Raw genomic sequence first — 15,072 nt, 5'->3', positions numbered from 1 at the left:
CAAACCGCAGACAGATTGGTGTTTTTGCTGCTTAGCGCTGGCTTTTGGGCGTGCCTGGGAAGACGGCAGAAAACGTCAAGTCCATGTGTGTGTGGCTCCTTGGCCATCCAATGGATGCGGGATAGCATCGCTGCTTGAGCGGAAGCCGCGACGTCACGGCAAGGCAGCAGGGAGCAAAACATGGGCACAAGACTGGCCGGCAAGGTCGCCATCATTTCGGGCGGCGCGACGGGAATGGGCGGTGCGGCCTCGGAGCTTTTCGCGGCCGAGGGCGCCAAGGTGGCGATCGTCGACCGCAACGGCGAAGCGGCGGCTGCCATCGCAGCGGCAATCAGGCAACGCGGCCATATCGCCGAGCACTGGGTCGCCGACGTATCGGACGAGCGGCAGGTCGAAGCGGCGGTGAAGGGCGTGATGGAAAAATTCGGCCCGGTTACGGTTCTGTTCAACCATGCCGGCACCATCGTCATCAAACCCTTCCTGGAGACCACGCTGCAGGAATGGGACTGGCTGCATGCCGTCAATGTGCGTTCGATGTTCCTGATGACGCGCGCCGTGCTGCCCGGCATGATCGCCGCCGGCGGCGGTTCCATCGTCTGCACCTCGTCGATCTCGGCGGTGGCGGCGACGCCGATGGAGGTGCTTTACGACACCACCAAGGGTGCCTGCCACATGTTCGCGCGTGCCATTGCCGTCGAATTCCGCGACCGCAACGTCCGCTGCAATGCGGTCTGCCCCGGCTTCATCAGGACACCGCATGGCCTGCGCGAGGTCGCCGATCTCGACAAACTTGGCGTCGATGTCTCAGACGCGGCAATGGCCGCGCAGCAAGGCCGGATCGGCGAGCCGGAAGAGGTGGCGAGGGCAGCCCTGTTCCTGGCCAGCGACGAGGCCAGCTTCGTCAACGGCGCCCATCTGTTCGTGGATAACGGCTTTACCGCGATGTGAAGGACGGCGCGCCGCTACCGCTCTTCGCGCCGGAACGGCTTGAGCAGTGCCGAAGGAGCCACCGCATTGCGCGACATCACCGCCATGGCGACGATGGTGAAGATGAAGGGCAGCATCAGGAACGCCTCATAAGGAATGTGGCCGAGCCCACTTGCCTGCATGCGCAATTGCAGCGCGTCGACGAAGGCGAACAGCAGTGCGGCGCCTGCCGAGCGCCATGGATCCCAGCGGCCGAAGACGACGAGTGCGATCGCCACCCAGCCACGCCCGGAAACCACGCCGAAGGTGAAAGCGTTGAATTGCGCCATCGACAGGAAGGCGCCTGCAAGCCCCATCAAGGCGCCGCCGAGGATCACCGCCTGGGAGCGCGTCGCGATGACGCTGACGCCTGCCGAATCGGCGGCGCGCGGGTTTTCACCGACCATGCGAACCGACAGGCCCCACGGCGTGCGGTAGAGCACGAAGGCGGCCAGGGGAATAGACAGCATCGCCATGTAGACCAGCGAAAACTGGTTGAACACCGCCTGCCCGAGCACCGGAATGCCGGACAGGATCGGGATCGGCAGCGTCTCGAACCCCTTGATGTTCGGCGGCACCGATTGCTGGCCGAAGATCAGCCGGTAGAGGAAATAGGCAAGGCCTGAACTGAACAGCGTCACGCCGATGCCGCAGACATGCTGGCTGAGGCCGAGCGCTACCGTGAACAGCGCGTGCACGGCGCCCATCAGCGCCCCGGTCAGCACCGCCGCAAGCACGCCAAGCCAGAGGCTGCCGCTGAGGCTCGCCGCGGTGAAGCCGGTCATTGCCGACAAAAGCATGATGCCTTCGATGCCGAGATTAAGCACGCCGGCGCGCTCGGAGAACATTTCGCCCAGCGTCGCGAAGGCAAGCGGCGTGGCGATGCGAATGATGGCGGCCAGGAAGCCGACCTGGAAGATCTGCTCCAGCACCACGCTCATCTGGCGGCTCCGACGCGACGAATGCGATAGGCGGTGAACAGCAGCGCCACCAGCATGGCGAGCAGCGCGGTTCCCTGAATAACGTCGCTGAGGAAGGCCGGAACGCCGGTCGCCCGCGACATCGCCTCGGCGCCGGTCATGACGGCGGCAAGGAAGATCGCCGCCAGCACGACGCCAAGCGGATTGAGCCTCGCCAGCATGGCGACGACGATGCCGGAATAGCCATAGCCCGGCGAGATGTCGCTCATCACCTGGAAATGCACGCCGCCGACCTCGCCGACGCCGGCAAGGCCGGCCAATGCGCCAGACAGCAGCGCCGTCGAAATCAGCACCCGCTCGACATTGATGCCGCCATAGCGCGCGGCTTCCGGGTTCTCGCCGGTGACCCTGATGCGGAAGCCGAGCGTCGTGCGCGCGACCACGAACCAGATGACCGGTGCTGCGACCAGCGCCGCGACGACGCCGAGATGCAGCCGCGTGCCTTCGATGAGTACGGGGAAATTCGCTGAATCCTCGATCGGCGGCGAGATCGGGTAGCCGCTGAAACTATCCTTCCATGGGCCCTCGATCAGCGCCATCAGCGCGTAAAAAATGACCGAATTGAGCAACAGCGAGCTGACCACGTCATCGACCCTGAATTTCACCCGCAGCGTGGCGGGGATCAGGGCGACGGCCGCGCCCGCGGCGGCGCCCGCCAGCGCCATCAGCAACATGGCGAGCGGCCCCGGCATCGGGATGGCGCCGACGGCACAGCTCGCCACCGCACCGGCCAGCAATTGCCCTTCGGCGCCGATGTTCCAGAATTTGGCGCGGAAGGCGACCGCCACGGCAAGGCCGGTGAAGATCATCGGCGCGGCACGCACCAGCGTTTCGGTGATGGCGTAGCTGTCGCCCAAAGACGCCGAAAACATCACGCCATAAGCCTCGACGACGCCGGCCTCGGCCAGTGCGATAAGGCCGCTGCACAGGATCAGCGTCGCGCCGACGGCGAGCAGCGGCAGCGCCAGATTGAACCACGCGGGCGTTGAGGTGCGGGTCTCGAGACGGAACATCAGGCTTTTCCCTCCGCCCCAGTCATCATTAACCCGAGTCTGGCGACGCTGGCATCGGTGCTGTCCAGCGTGCCGACGATGCGGCCCTCATACATTACGGCAATGCGGTCGCAGAGCATCAGCAACTCTTCCAGGTCCTCACCGATAACGATAATGCCGCAGCCCTTGGCGCGCATGTCGAGGAATTTTTCGTGGATGAAGCGCGCGGCGCCGATATCGAGGCCGCGTGTCGGCTGCGACACGATCAGCACTGTCGGATCGAAGGCGAGCTCGCGCGCCAAAAGCGCCTTTTGCAGATTACCGCCGGACAGCGTCCCGGCGCGCGTCATCGGCCCGGGGCAGCGAATGTCATAGGCCTTGATCTGCGCCTCGGTGAAAGCGCGGATCGCATCCGGCTTGAGCAGGCCGTTACGGCTGAACGCATTGGTGCCGATGCGCGGCAGCACCATCGAATCGGCGAGCGGCAGATTGGTAACCAGCCCGGTCGTCATACGGTCTTCCGGGATGCGGCCGAGACCGAGCGCCTGCACGTCGCGCGGCGAGAACCGCGAAACCGCTTTGCCGGCTATCGTCATCTTCCCGGCATCGGGCGCACGCACGCCGGAGACAACCTCGGCAAGCGCCCGCTGGCCGTTGCCGGAGACGCCGGCAATGCCGAGGATCTCGCCGCCGCGTACCGACAGCGACACATCGCGCAGCGCCATGCCGGAATGATGCGATGTCGAGATACCATCGAGGGTCAGCACCGCCGGACCCGGTGTCGACGGTCCCCTGGCCGGAGGCACGATCTCGTGGCCGCACATCAGCCGCGCCATCTCCGAAGATGTCGTGCTGGCCGGCGTATCGACGCGGCCGGCAACGCGCCCGTGCCTGAGCACGACGCAGCGATGCGTCAGCGCCCGCACCTCGTTGAGCTTGTGCGAGATGAAGATGATGCCGAGCCCTTGTGCCGCCATCGAGCGCAGCGCCGAAAACAGCCCGTCGACCTCTGTTGGCGCCAGCACCGCCGTCGGCTCGTCGAGGATCAGCAGCCTTGCGCCGCGAAACAGTGCCTTGACGATTTCCAGCCGCTGCTGCTCGCCGACCGACAGCGCCGAGACGGGAAGGTCCGGGTCGAGCGTCAGCCCATGCTGGCGGCCGATCTCGGCAAGCCGCGCCAGCCCCCCGGCGCGGTCGATCCGGCCCGATCTGCCGGGAATGCCGATCAAGAGGTTCTCCAGCACCGAAAGCCGCGGTGCGAGATGAAAATGCTGGTGCACCATGCCGATGCCGGCGGCCAGCGCATCGGCCGAGCTGTTGATCGCCACCGGCCGGCCCTGCACCAGGATCTCGCCGGCGTCGGGCGCATAGGCGCCGAACAGCACGTTCATCAGCGTCGTCTTGCCGGCGCCGTTTTCGCCGAGCAACCCGAGGATTTCACCCGGCGCGACGCTGAGATCGACGGCCTCGTTCGCCTTGACGGCGCCGAAGCTCTTGGTGATGCCGCGCATTTCGATGAGAGGGGCGGGCAAGGGCACTCCTGGTGAGAGATGGCGCGGATACCCTTCCCCCTTGCGGGGAGGTACCGAGCGAAGCGAGGCGGGAGGGGTCGCCTCAACCGTCTCGACTTTTGACTACCGCCGCGACTTTTGACTTAAAAGACGGAGCGCGTCGCGGAGGATCCCACCCGCCCCTGCGGGCCACCCTCCCCTCAAGGGGGAGGGGCGGGCGCACTCAGTCCGAGACCGGCGTATTCTCGTCCACGTCGACGCGGAAATTGCCGTCGAGGATCTCGACCTTCTTCTTCTCGACCAGTTCCTTGACCTCGGCCGGCAGCGTCTTGTCGAATTTGTGGTACGGCGCGAGGTAGGAGCCGCCCTTGGCCATGCGCGAGAAATCGCCGTAATCCTGCGCCGTGAAGACTCCGGCCTTGACCAGCTTGATCGCCTGCTCGACGGTCGGATACATGTCCCAGACCGGCCCGGTGATCACCGTGTCGGGGCCGAGGCTCGACTGGTCCGACATGTTGGAGATGGCGAGGATCTTCTTCTCCGCCGCCGCTTCGATGACGCCGAAGCGCTCGGCATAGATGACGTCGACGCCGGCGTCGATCTGGGCGACAGCCGCTTCCTTTGCCTTTGGCGGATCGAAGAACGAGCCGATGAAGGCGACCTTCTTCTTGATGTTGGGATTGACCTCCCTGGCGCCGGCAAAGAAGGCGTTGACCAGCCGGTTCACTTCCGGAATACCCATCGCCGCAACCGCGCCGATTGTGCCCGATTTCGACATCTTTCCGGCGATCATGCCGGACAGATAGGCCGGCTCGTGGATCCAGTTGTCGAAGACACCAAAATTCGGCTCGGCCGGCCCGGCCCCTGAGCCGAACAGGAAGGCGGTCTTAGGAAACTGCTTGGCCGTCCTGCGCGATTCGCGCTCGGCGGCGAAGGCATCGCCCAGCACCAGCTCATAGCCGCCTTGCGCATATTCGCGCATGACACGGCTGAAATCGGCGGTCTGCACCTTCTCCGACCATTTGTATTCAATGCCGAGTTCCTTCTCGGCCTTCTGCAGGGCAACGTGGATCTGGTTGTCCCACGGCTCCTCGATCGGGGTGGCGAAGATCGCCGCCACTTTCAGCTTCTTGGTCTTGGCAAAGGCGCTGCCCGGCAGCATCGCCGCCGCAAGGCCGAGCGCGCCTAGCTCCAGCACGTTGCGTCGCGAAAGCCCTTCGCGTTTCGATTGGATTCTGCTCTTCCCGTTGTCCATTGCATGCCCCTCTGATTGGCGCCGTGTCGAGCCGGCTCTCTTCTCTGGAATATCAGCGAAGGAACTATGGAACGGTGCCCGGCTTTTGTCCACATGGTCAAATTTGAAGGGCGGAACGACTGTGGGAATTCGCGCAGCCGCCCTCTCAGAACGGCCGGAGTTGCTCGCTCACAATCTCTCCAGCGCCACCGCTATGCCCTGGCCGACACCGATGCACATGGTGGCAAGCGCATAGCGGCCGCCGACCTCGCGCAGTTCCAATGCCGCCGTGCCGGTGATGCGCGCCCCGGACATGCCGAGCGGATGGCCAAGCGCAATGGCCCCGCCATTTGGGTTGACGTGCCCCGCGTCTTCGGCAATGCCGAGCTGGCGCAGCACGGCGATGCCTTGCGAGGCGAAGGCCTCGTTGAGCTCGATGACATCGAATTGTTGCGGCTCCAGGCCGAGCCGGGCGCATAGCTTCTGCGTGGCCGGCACCGGACCAATGCCCATGATGCGCGGCGCCACGCCGGCGGTGGCACCGCCGAGGATGCGGGCGATCGGCGTCAACCCGTATCTTTTCACGGCGGTTTCCGAGGCGACGATCAGCGCCGCGGCACCATCGTTAACGCCCGACGCGTTGCCGGCCGTAACCGTGCCGCCTTGCCGGAACGGCGTCGGCAATTTGGCCAGCGCCTCGATCGTGGTACCCGAGCGCGGATGTTCGTCCTTCGAGACGACGATCGGGTCACCCTTGCGCTGCGCGATCGTCACCGGCGTGATTTCCTTTGCCAGCCGGCCATTGGCTTGTGCGGCGACCGCCTTGTCCTGGCTGCGCACGGCAAACGCATCCTGGTCGGCGCGAGAGACGGCGAACTCTTCCGCCACGTTCTCGCCCGTCTCCGGCATCGAATCGACGCCGTATTGCTTCTTCATCAGTGGATTGACGAAGCGCCAGCCGATCGTGGTATCGTGAACTTCGGCATTGCGCGAAAACGCGGTCTCGGCCTTCGGCAGCACGAACGGTGCGCGCGACATCGATTCGACGCCGCCGGATATCATCAGCTCCGCCTCGCCGGCCTTGATCGCGCGCGCTGCGATGATGACGGCATCCATGCCCGAACCGCAGAGGCGATTGACGGTCGAGCCGGAAATCTCCTTCGGCAGGCCGGCCAGCAGCAGTACCATGCGCGCCACGTTGCGATTGTCCTCACCGGCCTGATTGGCGCAGCCATAGACGACGTCGTCGATGGCAGCCCAGTCGATGCCGGGATTGCGCTCGACCAGCGCCCTCAGCGGGATTGCGCCGAGATCGTCGGCACGCACCGCCGACAACGAACCGCCGAAGCGGCCGATCGGCGTGCGGATATAGTCGCAGATATAGGCCTCGGCCATTATGCAGCTTCCCTTTGCGCTGACGATTTCTGCTCCCGGCCCAGCCATGTTGGCCGCATTCTCCTTGAGACGAAAGCACATCTTGCCGCCGGCCGTTAGGCCAAAGGGAATTTCAGCTCCCGCCCGCCGGGAGCTGCGGATCAGCCGATGCTTTCACCGCCGTCGATCACCAACGCCTGCCCGGTCATGAAGGACGAGCGGTCGGAAACGAGAAACAGGATCGCTTCGGCGATTTCCTGGGCGCTGGCCCAGCGCTGCATGGGGATCTTGGTGCGGACATAGTTTTCGATCGCCGCCCGCCCGCCCATCTGCGCGATAAACGGTTCGTTGAAGGGCGTGTCGACCCAGCCGGGGCACAACGCGTTGACGCGGACATTGTGCCGGGCATAGTCGAGCGACATCTGCCGGGTCATCGCCACCACGGCATGTTTTGAGGTTGCGTAGGCGATCATTTCGCGGTCGTAGAACACACCCGAATTCGAGGCGGTATTCAGGATCACCCCGCCGCCTTGCGCGATCATCGACGGCATGACCAGCCTGGCCGCGAGGAACTGCGCCCGCACATTGATCCGCCAGGAGGCATCCATGCCGTCGGCGCCGACTTCGGTCAGCGTGCCGCCGACCTGGATCCCGGCATGATTGTGCAGGATGTCGATCCGCCGATGCCGGCCCAGCGTTCCTGCGACGAGCTGCTCGACCGCCGCATCGTCGCCGACATCGGTGGCGACGGCTTCGGCCCGACCGCCGGACGCACGAATGTCGGAAGCGGTTGCTTCCCCCGCCGCCTGGTCCCTGTCGGCGATCACCACGAGCGCGCCTTCCCTGGCCATTATCATGGCGCCGGCACGCCCGATCCCCGACCCGGCGCCCGTCACCACGGCGATGCGATCTTTCAGAATCATGTTTTTGTCTTTCAGTGGGATGGTTTTCGCTGGCGCAATTGCCATTGGGCGAGCACCACGAGCAGAACGGAGGCGACGAGCACGATCGTCGCGATGGCATTGATCTCCGGCGTGACCCCGCGCCGGATCGAGGCAAAGACATAGATCGGCAATGTCGTCTGCGCGCCGGCGACGAAAAAAGCGACGATGAAATCGTCGAAGGAGAATGTGAAGGCGAGCAGGAAGCCGGCGACCACCGCCGGCATGATCTGCGGCAACACGATGCTGCGGAACGTCGTCAGCGGGGTGGCGTAAAGATCGCTCGAAGCCTCGACCAGATTGCGGTCGAGGCTGCCGAGGCGCGTGCCGACGATCATCGCCACCAGCGCCATCGAAAACAGCCCGTGCGCGGCGATGATCGAGCCATAGCCGAGCGCCAGGCGCGGTGGCTGATCGTTCGGCCACAGCGAAGCGACAAACGGGTTGACCACCCCGAATAGCTGGACCAGCGCGACCAGCGTCGAGATGCCGATGACGACGCCAGGAACGACGATCGCAGCACCCAAAAGCGCATCGAAGACGGCTCGCGTCCGCGCGCCGACACGCGCCAGGCCAAGCGCCGCCGCGGTGCCGCAGAGTGCCGCGAGCAAGGCGCTGGTCGTGGCGATTAACAGGCTGTTCTTCAGCGCTTCGACCAGGAACGGGTTCGCCAGTGCCTTGCCGTACCATTGCACCGAGAAGCCAGTGAACTCGCTGGCGTGGTGGCCGGCGTTGAACGAGAACAGCACCACCAGCGCGATCGGCAGGTAGAGAAAGGCAAAGACCGCAACGACGAAGGCACGCATCAGATCAGGCCCACCCGGCGGGCACCCGAAAGCCGTGTCGAAATGCGGTTCGCGGCAAGCAGCACGACCACGGAAACCGCTACAAGGGTTATGGCGATTGCCGATCCGAACGGCCAGTTGCGCGATTGCAGGAACAGATCGACCAGCGCGTTGCCGATGAAGAAGACCTTGCCGCCGCCGAGTAGCGTTGGGATCAGATATTCGCCGAGCAACAGGATCATGACCAGCGAGAAGCCGGTCATCACACCTGGCAGCGACAACCGCAGCGTCACGCCGAGGAATGTCGAGATTGGCGTCGCGCCGAGATCGGCGGAGGCCTCCAGCAGCCGGCGGTCGAGCCGCTCGAGGCTGACATAGATCGGCAGGATCATCAGCGGCAGATAACCATAGACGATGCCGAGCAGAACCGCTCCCGGCGTATTGATCAGCCGCACGTCCTCCATCCCGACATAGGCCAGCAGAGCCGGGATGCCGCGCCCGCCAAGAACATACATCCAGGCATAGGTTCGCATCAGCAGGCTGGTCCAGAACGGGATGACGACGAGCGCCAGCAGGATCAGCCGCCACCGTTGCGGCGCGCGTAAGGCGAGGTAGTAGGCGACCGGATAGGCAACGAGAAGACAGGCCAGTGCGCCCGCCGGCGCCAGCACCATGGTGTTCCAGAAGGCGGTCGCCCGCGCCGGAAGATTGGCATACTGCGCCAAGGTGAAAGCGGCCTGATAGCCACCTTCCGGCGCCCGCTCGCCGACGCTGAAAACGGCGATCGCGACGAACGGCAAAACTAAAAACACCAACAGCCATGCGGTCGCCGGACCGAGCAGCAGGGCGGTCAGGAGATTGTGACGAAGGACATTGCTGCGCATTGAAAAAACCGCCCCGGTGCCGGCGGGCATCTGTCCGCCGAGGGAGTTGCCTGCATCGGACCTTTGGTCCGCCCGGTTCAAGCCGACTTGAAGCGTGCCATCAATTCGGCCCGGCCCGGGTCGGTCAAGGTCGCGGCTGCACCGAATTCGAGTGGCTTGAGCAGATCCGCCGCCGGATAGAGGATCGGATTTTCCAGCACCTCCTTGGGCAGCAGCGCATTGACCCGCGCATCGGTGGAAGGCGCACCGTTGGCCAGGTGCTCCTTGACCGCGACTTTCGGGTTCATCAAATAGTTGAGCAAGGCATAACCCGCAGGCTTGTTAGGCGCATCCTTGGGGATTGCGTAGAAGTCGGTCCAGATCTCGCCGCCTTCCTTGCCAAGCACGTAGGCGATTTCGGGGATGTCGCGGTGGAGCTGCGCCCCGTCATTGGTCCAGCACATCGTCATCCAGGCGTCGCCGGCACGCATCGACGGCTGGTAGTCGCTGGAGACCGCGAACAGATGCGGCTTGACCTTCAGCAGCAATTCCTCCGCCTTGGCGAGTTCGTCCGGCTTCAGCGAGTTGAACGAGAAGCCGAAATATTTCAGCGCGTTGCCGATCGTGGTCAGCTGGTAATCATGAACCATGGTCCGGCCGTCGCCCTCCGCCATCGCCGTGTCCCAGAATTCCTTCCAGCTCGTCATCGGCTTGGCCAGTTTCTTGGTGTTGACGGCAAAGCCGGTGGTGCCCCAATTCTTCGGCACAGCGTAGGTCACGCCGTCGATGGTGCCTTCCCCAGTGAAGCGCGGGTCTTCTTGCGAGCCGTCATAATTGGCAAGCTTGGCCATATCGAGCGCTTCGATGATGCCGAGCTTCTTGTAAGTCGAGATCGTGTAGTTGGTTGGAACGAAAAGGCTCCAGCCCGAGGCGCCGGCCTGCAGCTTGGCCAGCATCTCCTCGTTTGAGCCGAACACATTGACCTCGACGGCAACGCCGGTCTCGGCCTGGAAATTCTCGAACGTCGCCGGGTCGTGATAATTGGGCCAGGTGGCAATCGACATGCGGTCGCCAAGACCTTCCTGGGCGAAAGCCGGCGTCGGCATGATGCCGAGCTCGCGGGCCATCACCGCCGTTGCGATGCCCAGGCCGGTAAGGCCAAGGAACTCGCGGCGGCCGATGGAACCCCGCTTGAGGCGCATCAATTGATCGACGAACTTTTCAGGGCTTATCGGCAGTCCGTCACGATATGATTTCGACATTTTTGTTTTCCCTCTGGTTGGTCCCGTTATTCTCCGGAAACGCCAGCGGCGTTCCGGCTGCAAAGCCGATGGCAACGGGTTCACCCGGCTTGAAGAGATTTCCACCGCCAATCAGATGATCGGCCTTTGCGAGCAGCGTCCCGATGCCCTGGACCTCGATTGCATATTCCGCGGTCGAACCGAGAAAGATCCGGTTGCGGACAAGCCCGTTCAGCCGGCCGCTTCCGGGCGCGCCGAGGCTTAGCGATTCAGGGCGCAGGCTGACCGAAACGGCTTCACCCTGAGCCATCGAAGTCCGCTTGCGCGCGGCAATGACAGTGCCATCGGCAAGCGCCACCTCGACGAGCTTGCCCGAGAGCCCGACGACCTTGCCGCTCAACAGATTGGTCTTGCCGACGAAATCGGCGACAAAGAGGTCGGCGGGTTCGTCGTAGATTTCGCTCGGCTGCCCAAGCTGGACGATACGCCCGCCATTCATGACGCAGACGAAATCGCTCATCGACAGTGCTTCTTCCTGATCGTGGGTGACCAGGACGAAGGTGATGCCGATCTCGCGCTGCAGGTTCTGCAGCTCTATCTGCATGTCGGTGCGCAGCTTCTTGTCGAGCGCCGCCAGGGGCTCGTCGAGCAGCAGCACCGCCGGTTTGTTGACCAGCGCCCGCGCCAGGGCGACACGCTGCTGCTGGCCGCCGGAAAGCTCATGGATCTTGCGGCGTCCATAGCCGGCAAGCCGCACCATGGCGAGCGCCTCGCCTGCTTTCAGGCTGATCTCGCGCGACGACAGGCGCGGCCGCGCCTGGCGCAGGCCATAGGCGATGTTGTCCTCGACATCCAGATGCGGAAACAACGCATATTGCTGGAACACCATGTTGACCGGCCGCCGATAGGGCGGCGTGCCGGCCATGTCGTGGCCACGGATGAATACCGCGCCTTCGCTTGGCTGTTCGAAGCCGCCGATCATGCGCAAACAGGTTGTCTTGCCGCAGCCGGACGGCCCGAGCAAGGCGACAAAGGCAGACGGCGGGATGGCAAGATCGATGCCGCTGACCGCGATCACGCTGCCGTAGCGTTTGGTGACCCCGCGAAACTCGATGTCGGGCACTGCGGTCAAAGCTGCGGGCTCCAGCGGCTAGTTGATCTCGAAACGCTATCAGAGCCAATGGCGGCTAGTATATACCTCCCAGGTGGTATATTTTGTCTATTTTCTCGTCTGGAGGGGTATGAATTGGGCGTTTCGCGCAGCGATGAATACAGCCGGCTCGCTGCGCTCATCGCAGCGACGCGGGAGACCAGCGGCGAGCTTTTCGGCAAGGCAATGGTGGCCTGGCTCCGGCAGCATGTCAGCTTCGATCATTGCGTGATCTTCGGCTATCGCGGCGCCTTACGCCCGCCGCTGCTGTTCGAGACATTCTCGCCGGCCGACAGCCACGTCTTCGTCGCGCTCTATCAGGAAGGGCCTTATCTGCTCGATCCGTTCCACCATGCTGCGGTCGAGCGCAAGGAAGGCTTTTGGCGCATGCGCGAATTGGCGCCGGATCGCTTCTATGCCAGCGAATATTACCGCTCCTATTACAGCCAGACCAGACTTGCGGAGGAGGTCGGCTTTTTTGTGCCGCTGCCGGGAAAGGACGCACTGGTGCTCTCGCTGATGCGATTGCGCGCTTCGGGACCTTTCGGAACCGCCGATGCGAGGTTGCTGCGCGACATGGCGCCTGCGGTGATCAATCTCATCAGGCTGCGCTGGCATGATCTTCCGGCCGACAAACCGGCAGAGACGAAGCAGGACGAAACGATTGCTCCAGTCAGCGAGTTCGAACGTGCTCACATCTGGAAGAGCCTTTCGCTCACGCCGCGCGAACAGCATGTCGTCGACCTGGTGCTTCAGGGCCATTCCACGGAATCAATCGCCAGGGCGATGCGCATCGTGCCGGGAACCGTAAAAGTCCATCGCCGTAACATCTACCGCAAGCTCAAGATCAAATCGCAGGCGGGCCTATTCGCGCGTTTTGTCGAGATCATGGATGCACGGATTCGGTAGTCCCAAGTTCAGCCGGCAGCGCCGTCCCAGGAACCGGTTTCGGCCATTTGCCTGAGCAGAGGTGCCGCCCGGAAGACGTCCTCGCCGGTCTGCTGGTGCCAGTGATCCAACCGCCGGATGATCTTGTCCACGCCTTCGCGGCTTGCCCAGAACATCGGCCCGCCCTTGCCGACCGGGAAGCCATAGCCGTTGACCCAGACGACGTCGATATCGGACGCGCGGGCGGCAATCTGTTCCTCGAGGATTTTGGCGCCCTCGTTGATCATCGGATAGAGCGTGCGCTCGATGATCTCCTCGGCGCCGATTGCCCGCGGTGCAATGCCGCGTTCAGCAGCCTTGTTGTGGATGAGCGCTTCGACCTCCGGATCGGGCAGCGGCGTGCGCGAACCGTTCTCATAGCGATAGAAGCCGCTGCCGGTCTTCTGGCCGAAATGGCCCTGTTCGCACAACGTGTCGGCGATGTCAGCCGTCTGGCCACGCGCCTTGCGGTTGCGCCAGCCTATGTCGAGGCCGGCGAGATCGCTCATCTGGAACGGCCCCATCGGCCAGCCGAAATCGGTGAACACCTGGTCGACCTGGCGCGGCATTGCACCCTCGAGCAGAAGCGCCTCCAGTTCCGCACCCCGCGCCGCCAGCATGCGGTTGCCGACGAAGCCGTGGCAGACGCCGACGACGACCGGCACCTTGCCGATCCGCCGCGCCAGATCGACGATGGTCGTCAGCACGTCCGGCGAGGTCTTGTCGGCGCGGACGATTTCCAGAAGCTTCATGACGTTAGCCGGCGAAAAGAAATGCATGCCAAGGAGATCTTGCGGCCGCGACGTCGAAGCGGCGATCTCGTTGACGTCGAGATAAGAGGTGTTGGTGGCAAGGATCGCGCCCGGTTTGGCCACCGCATCGAGCCTGCCGAATACCTCCTTCTTGACCGCCATTTCCTCGAACACAGCCTCGACGATCAGGTCGCAATCGGCGAGGTCTGCATAGTCGGTGCTGCCCCTGAACAAAGCCAGCCGCTGGCGCTTGGCGTCTTCGCTCAGCGACCCGCGGGTGACGGAAACGGCATAGTTCTTGTCGATCGTCGCCAGCCCGCGTTGCAATGCTTCCTGCGTTGTTTCCAGCAAGGTCACGGGAAGACCGCCATTGGCGAACGCCATGGCGATGCCGCCGCCCATCGTGCCGGCGCCGATGACGCCGACCCGGGCGATCTTGCGCCTGACGACATCCTTGCCGGCAAGCTTTGCCGCCTCACGTTCAGCGAAGAACAAATGCCGCTGCGCGCGTGATTGGTCGCCGGCGACAAGCTTGACGAACAGGTCGCGTTCGGCCGCCAGCGCTTCGTCGAAGGGCAGCGTGAGGGCGTCGCGGACCGACTGCGCACAGGCTATCGGCGCCTCGAGACCGCGCGCTTTGCCCGCAAGCGTTGCCGCCTCCTTGTCGAAGGCCGGCAAGTCGGCCTGGTCGAGGCGATCGTTGCGGTCGCGCACCGGCGTGAACGGACCGCCTTTCGCGGCCGTTTCGCTGGCGAAACTCACCGCTTGCGCGGTCAGGTCGCCATCGAAGACGGCATCCACCAGACCGGCGGCGCGCGCCTCGGCCGCATTGATCGGCGTTCCCGAAACGATCATGCTGAGTGCCTTCAGCGGACCAACCAAGCGCGGCAGGCGAACCGTGCCGCCGCCGCCCGGCAGCAGGCCGAGCTTGACTTCCGGCAGGCCGAGCCTTGCCGCTCGGTCGGCAACACGGAAATGGCAGCCGAGCGCCAGTTCCAGGCCGCCGCCGAGCGCAGTGCCGTGAATGGCGGCGACCGTTGGCTTGGCGATGGTTTCCAGCACGGCGACAATGGCGCGCAATTCCGGCTGCTGCGCCGGTCTGCCGAATTCGGTGATGTCGGCGCCGGCGACGAAGGTCCGCCCGGCGCAGGCTATCACGATTGCTCCCACCGACGGCTCGTCCCGCAGGGAAACGAGCGCCCGCATCAACGGCTCGCGCACATGGAAGCTCAGCGCGTTGACCGGCGGATTGTCGATGGTCACCAGCGCGACGTTGCCGTGCCTTGTAGTGCTGACGAAATCGGGCACGCAAACCTCATACAATGATGTTGGCCAGGAGCCCGACGGGATTTACAG

Annotated in this window: 13 protein-coding genes; 2 read left to right on the top strand and 11 right to left on the bottom strand. The window is 64.1% G+C overall.

Features of this window, described 5'->3' with window-relative positions:
• Positions 1-180: 180 nt before the first annotated feature.
• Positions 181-948, top strand: a complete 768-nt coding sequence (locus NKH43_RS13680; protein WP_352858639.1) for an SDR family NAD(P)-dependent oxidoreductase — start codon at positions 181-183, stop codon at positions 946-948.
• Positions 949-962: 14 nt separating this feature from the next.
• Here the strand turns inward: NKH43_RS13680 and NKH43_RS13675 are convergent, their stop codons facing one another.
• From NKH43_RS13675 to NKH43_RS13630, 10 genes are all read right to left on the bottom strand, one after another.
• Positions 963-1,907: an ABC transporter permease gene (locus NKH43_RS13675; RefSeq protein WP_352858638.1), complete on the bottom strand. Its 945-nt coding sequence runs from the start codon at positions 1,905-1,907 to the stop codon at positions 963-965.
• Entirely contained in the window at positions 1,904-2,959 is a 1,056-nt protein-coding gene (locus NKH43_RS13670; RefSeq protein ID WP_352858636.1) for an ABC transporter permease, read from the bottom strand. Before NKH43_RS13670 ends, NKH43_RS13675 begins: the two co-directional genes overlap by 4 nt.
• Positions 2,959-4,470, bottom strand: coding sequence for an ABC transporter ATP-binding protein (locus NKH43_RS13665; RefSeq protein ID WP_502906477.1), 1,512 nt, complete (start codon positions 4,468-4,470; stop codon positions 2,959-2,961). Before NKH43_RS13665 ends, NKH43_RS13670 begins: the two co-directional genes overlap by 1 nt.
• Before the next feature lie 202 nt (positions 4,471-4,672).
• Positions 4,673-5,704 (bottom strand): BMP family protein, encoded by a 1,032-nt coding sequence (locus tag NKH43_RS13660; RefSeq protein ID WP_352858635.1) that lies wholly within the window; start codon positions 5,702-5,704, stop codon positions 4,673-4,675.
• A 168-nt stretch (positions 5,705-5,872) separates the two neighbouring features.
• Positions 5,873-7,078: a 3-oxoadipyl-CoA thiolase gene (pcaF, locus tag NKH43_RS13655; RefSeq protein ID WP_352858633.1), complete on the bottom strand. Its 1,206-nt coding sequence runs from the start codon at positions 7,076-7,078 to the stop codon at positions 5,873-5,875.
• A 140-nt stretch (positions 7,079-7,218) separates the two neighbouring features.
• Entirely contained in the window at positions 7,219-7,980 is a 762-nt protein-coding gene (locus NKH43_RS13650; RefSeq protein WP_023721353.1) for an SDR family NAD(P)-dependent oxidoreductase, read from the bottom strand.
• An 11-nt stretch (positions 7,981-7,991) separates the two neighbouring features.
• On the bottom strand, positions 7,992-8,804 hold the full coding sequence (locus NKH43_RS13645; RefSeq protein ID WP_023721354.1) for an ABC transporter permease: 813 nt from the start codon (positions 8,802-8,804) through the stop codon (positions 7,992-7,994).
• Complete coding sequence (locus NKH43_RS13640; protein ID WP_352858632.1) at positions 8,804-9,667, bottom strand: ABC transporter permease; 864 nt, start codon at positions 9,665-9,667, stop codon at positions 8,804-8,806. The genes NKH43_RS13645 and NKH43_RS13640 overlap by 1 nt, the downstream gene beginning before the upstream one ends.
• A gap of 77 nt (positions 9,668-9,744) precedes the next feature.
• Positions 9,745-10,908: an ABC transporter substrate-binding protein gene (locus NKH43_RS13635; RefSeq protein ID WP_352858630.1), complete on the bottom strand. Its 1,164-nt coding sequence runs from the start codon at positions 10,906-10,908 to the stop codon at positions 9,745-9,747.
• Positions 10,889-12,019, bottom strand: coding sequence for an ABC transporter ATP-binding protein (locus NKH43_RS13630; protein WP_023721357.1), 1,131 nt, complete (start codon positions 12,017-12,019; stop codon positions 10,889-10,891). The genes NKH43_RS13635 and NKH43_RS13630 overlap by 20 nt, the downstream gene beginning before the upstream one ends.
• 114 nt (positions 12,020-12,133) lie before the next feature.
• Here NKH43_RS13630 and NKH43_RS13625 point away from each other — a divergent pair, with 114 nt between their 5' ends.
• Entirely contained in the window at positions 12,134-12,946 is an 813-nt protein-coding gene (locus NKH43_RS13625; RefSeq protein WP_352481005.1) for a response regulator transcription factor, read from the top strand.
• A gap of 8 nt (positions 12,947-12,954) precedes the next feature.
• On the opposite strand, the gene NKH43_RS13620 is transcribed toward NKH43_RS13625, so the two are convergent.
• Positions 12,955-15,024: a 3-hydroxyacyl-CoA dehydrogenase NAD-binding domain-containing protein gene (locus NKH43_RS13620; RefSeq protein WP_352718055.1), complete on the bottom strand. Its 2,070-nt coding sequence runs from the start codon at positions 15,022-15,024 to the stop codon at positions 12,955-12,957.
• Positions 15,025-15,072: the final 48 nt, after the last annotated feature.

Origin of the sequence: Mesorhizobium sp. M1163 (genome assembly GCF_040318415.1) — a bacterium.
In the GTDB taxonomy this organism is placed as follows: Bacteria; Pseudomonadota; Alphaproteobacteria; order Rhizobiales; family Rhizobiaceae; genus Mesorhizobium.
This window is presented reverse-complemented; position numbering and strand designations above follow the sequence as displayed.

Bases quoted from the DNA above. Each gene is read 5' to 3' on its own strand.
- NKH43_RS13680 (WP_352858639.1), top strand. From the start codon at position 181: ATGGGCACAAGACTGGCCGGCAAGGTCGCCATCATTTCGGGCGGCGCG.
- NKH43_RS13675 (WP_352858638.1), bottom strand. From the start codon at position 1,907: ATGAGCGTGGTGCTGGAGCAGATCTTCCAGGTCGGCTTCCTGGCCGCC.
- NKH43_RS13670 (WP_352858636.1), bottom strand. From the start codon at position 2,959: ATGTTCCGTCTCGAGACCCGCACCTCAACGCCCGCGTGGTTCAATCTG.
- NKH43_RS13660 (WP_352858635.1), bottom strand. From the start codon at position 5,704: ATGGACAACGGGAAGAGCAGAATCCAATCGAAACGCGAAGGGCTTTCG.
- pcaF (WP_352858633.1), bottom strand. From the start codon at position 7,078: ATGGCCGAGGCCTATATCTGCGACTATATCCGCACGCCGATCGGCCGC.
- NKH43_RS13650 (WP_023721353.1), bottom strand. From the start codon at position 7,980: ATGATTCTGAAAGATCGCATCGCCGTGGTGACGGGCGCCGGGTCGGGG.
- NKH43_RS13645 (WP_023721354.1), bottom strand. From the start codon at position 8,804: ATGCGTGCCTTCGTCGTTGCGGTCTTTGCCTTTCTCTACCTGCCGATC.
- NKH43_RS13640 (WP_352858632.1), bottom strand. From the start codon at position 9,667: ATGCGCAGCAATGTCCTTCGTCACAATCTCCTGACCGCCCTGCTGCTC.
- NKH43_RS13635 (WP_352858630.1), bottom strand. From the start codon at position 10,908: ATGTCGAAATCATATCGTGACGGACTGCCGATAAGCCCTGAAAAGTTC.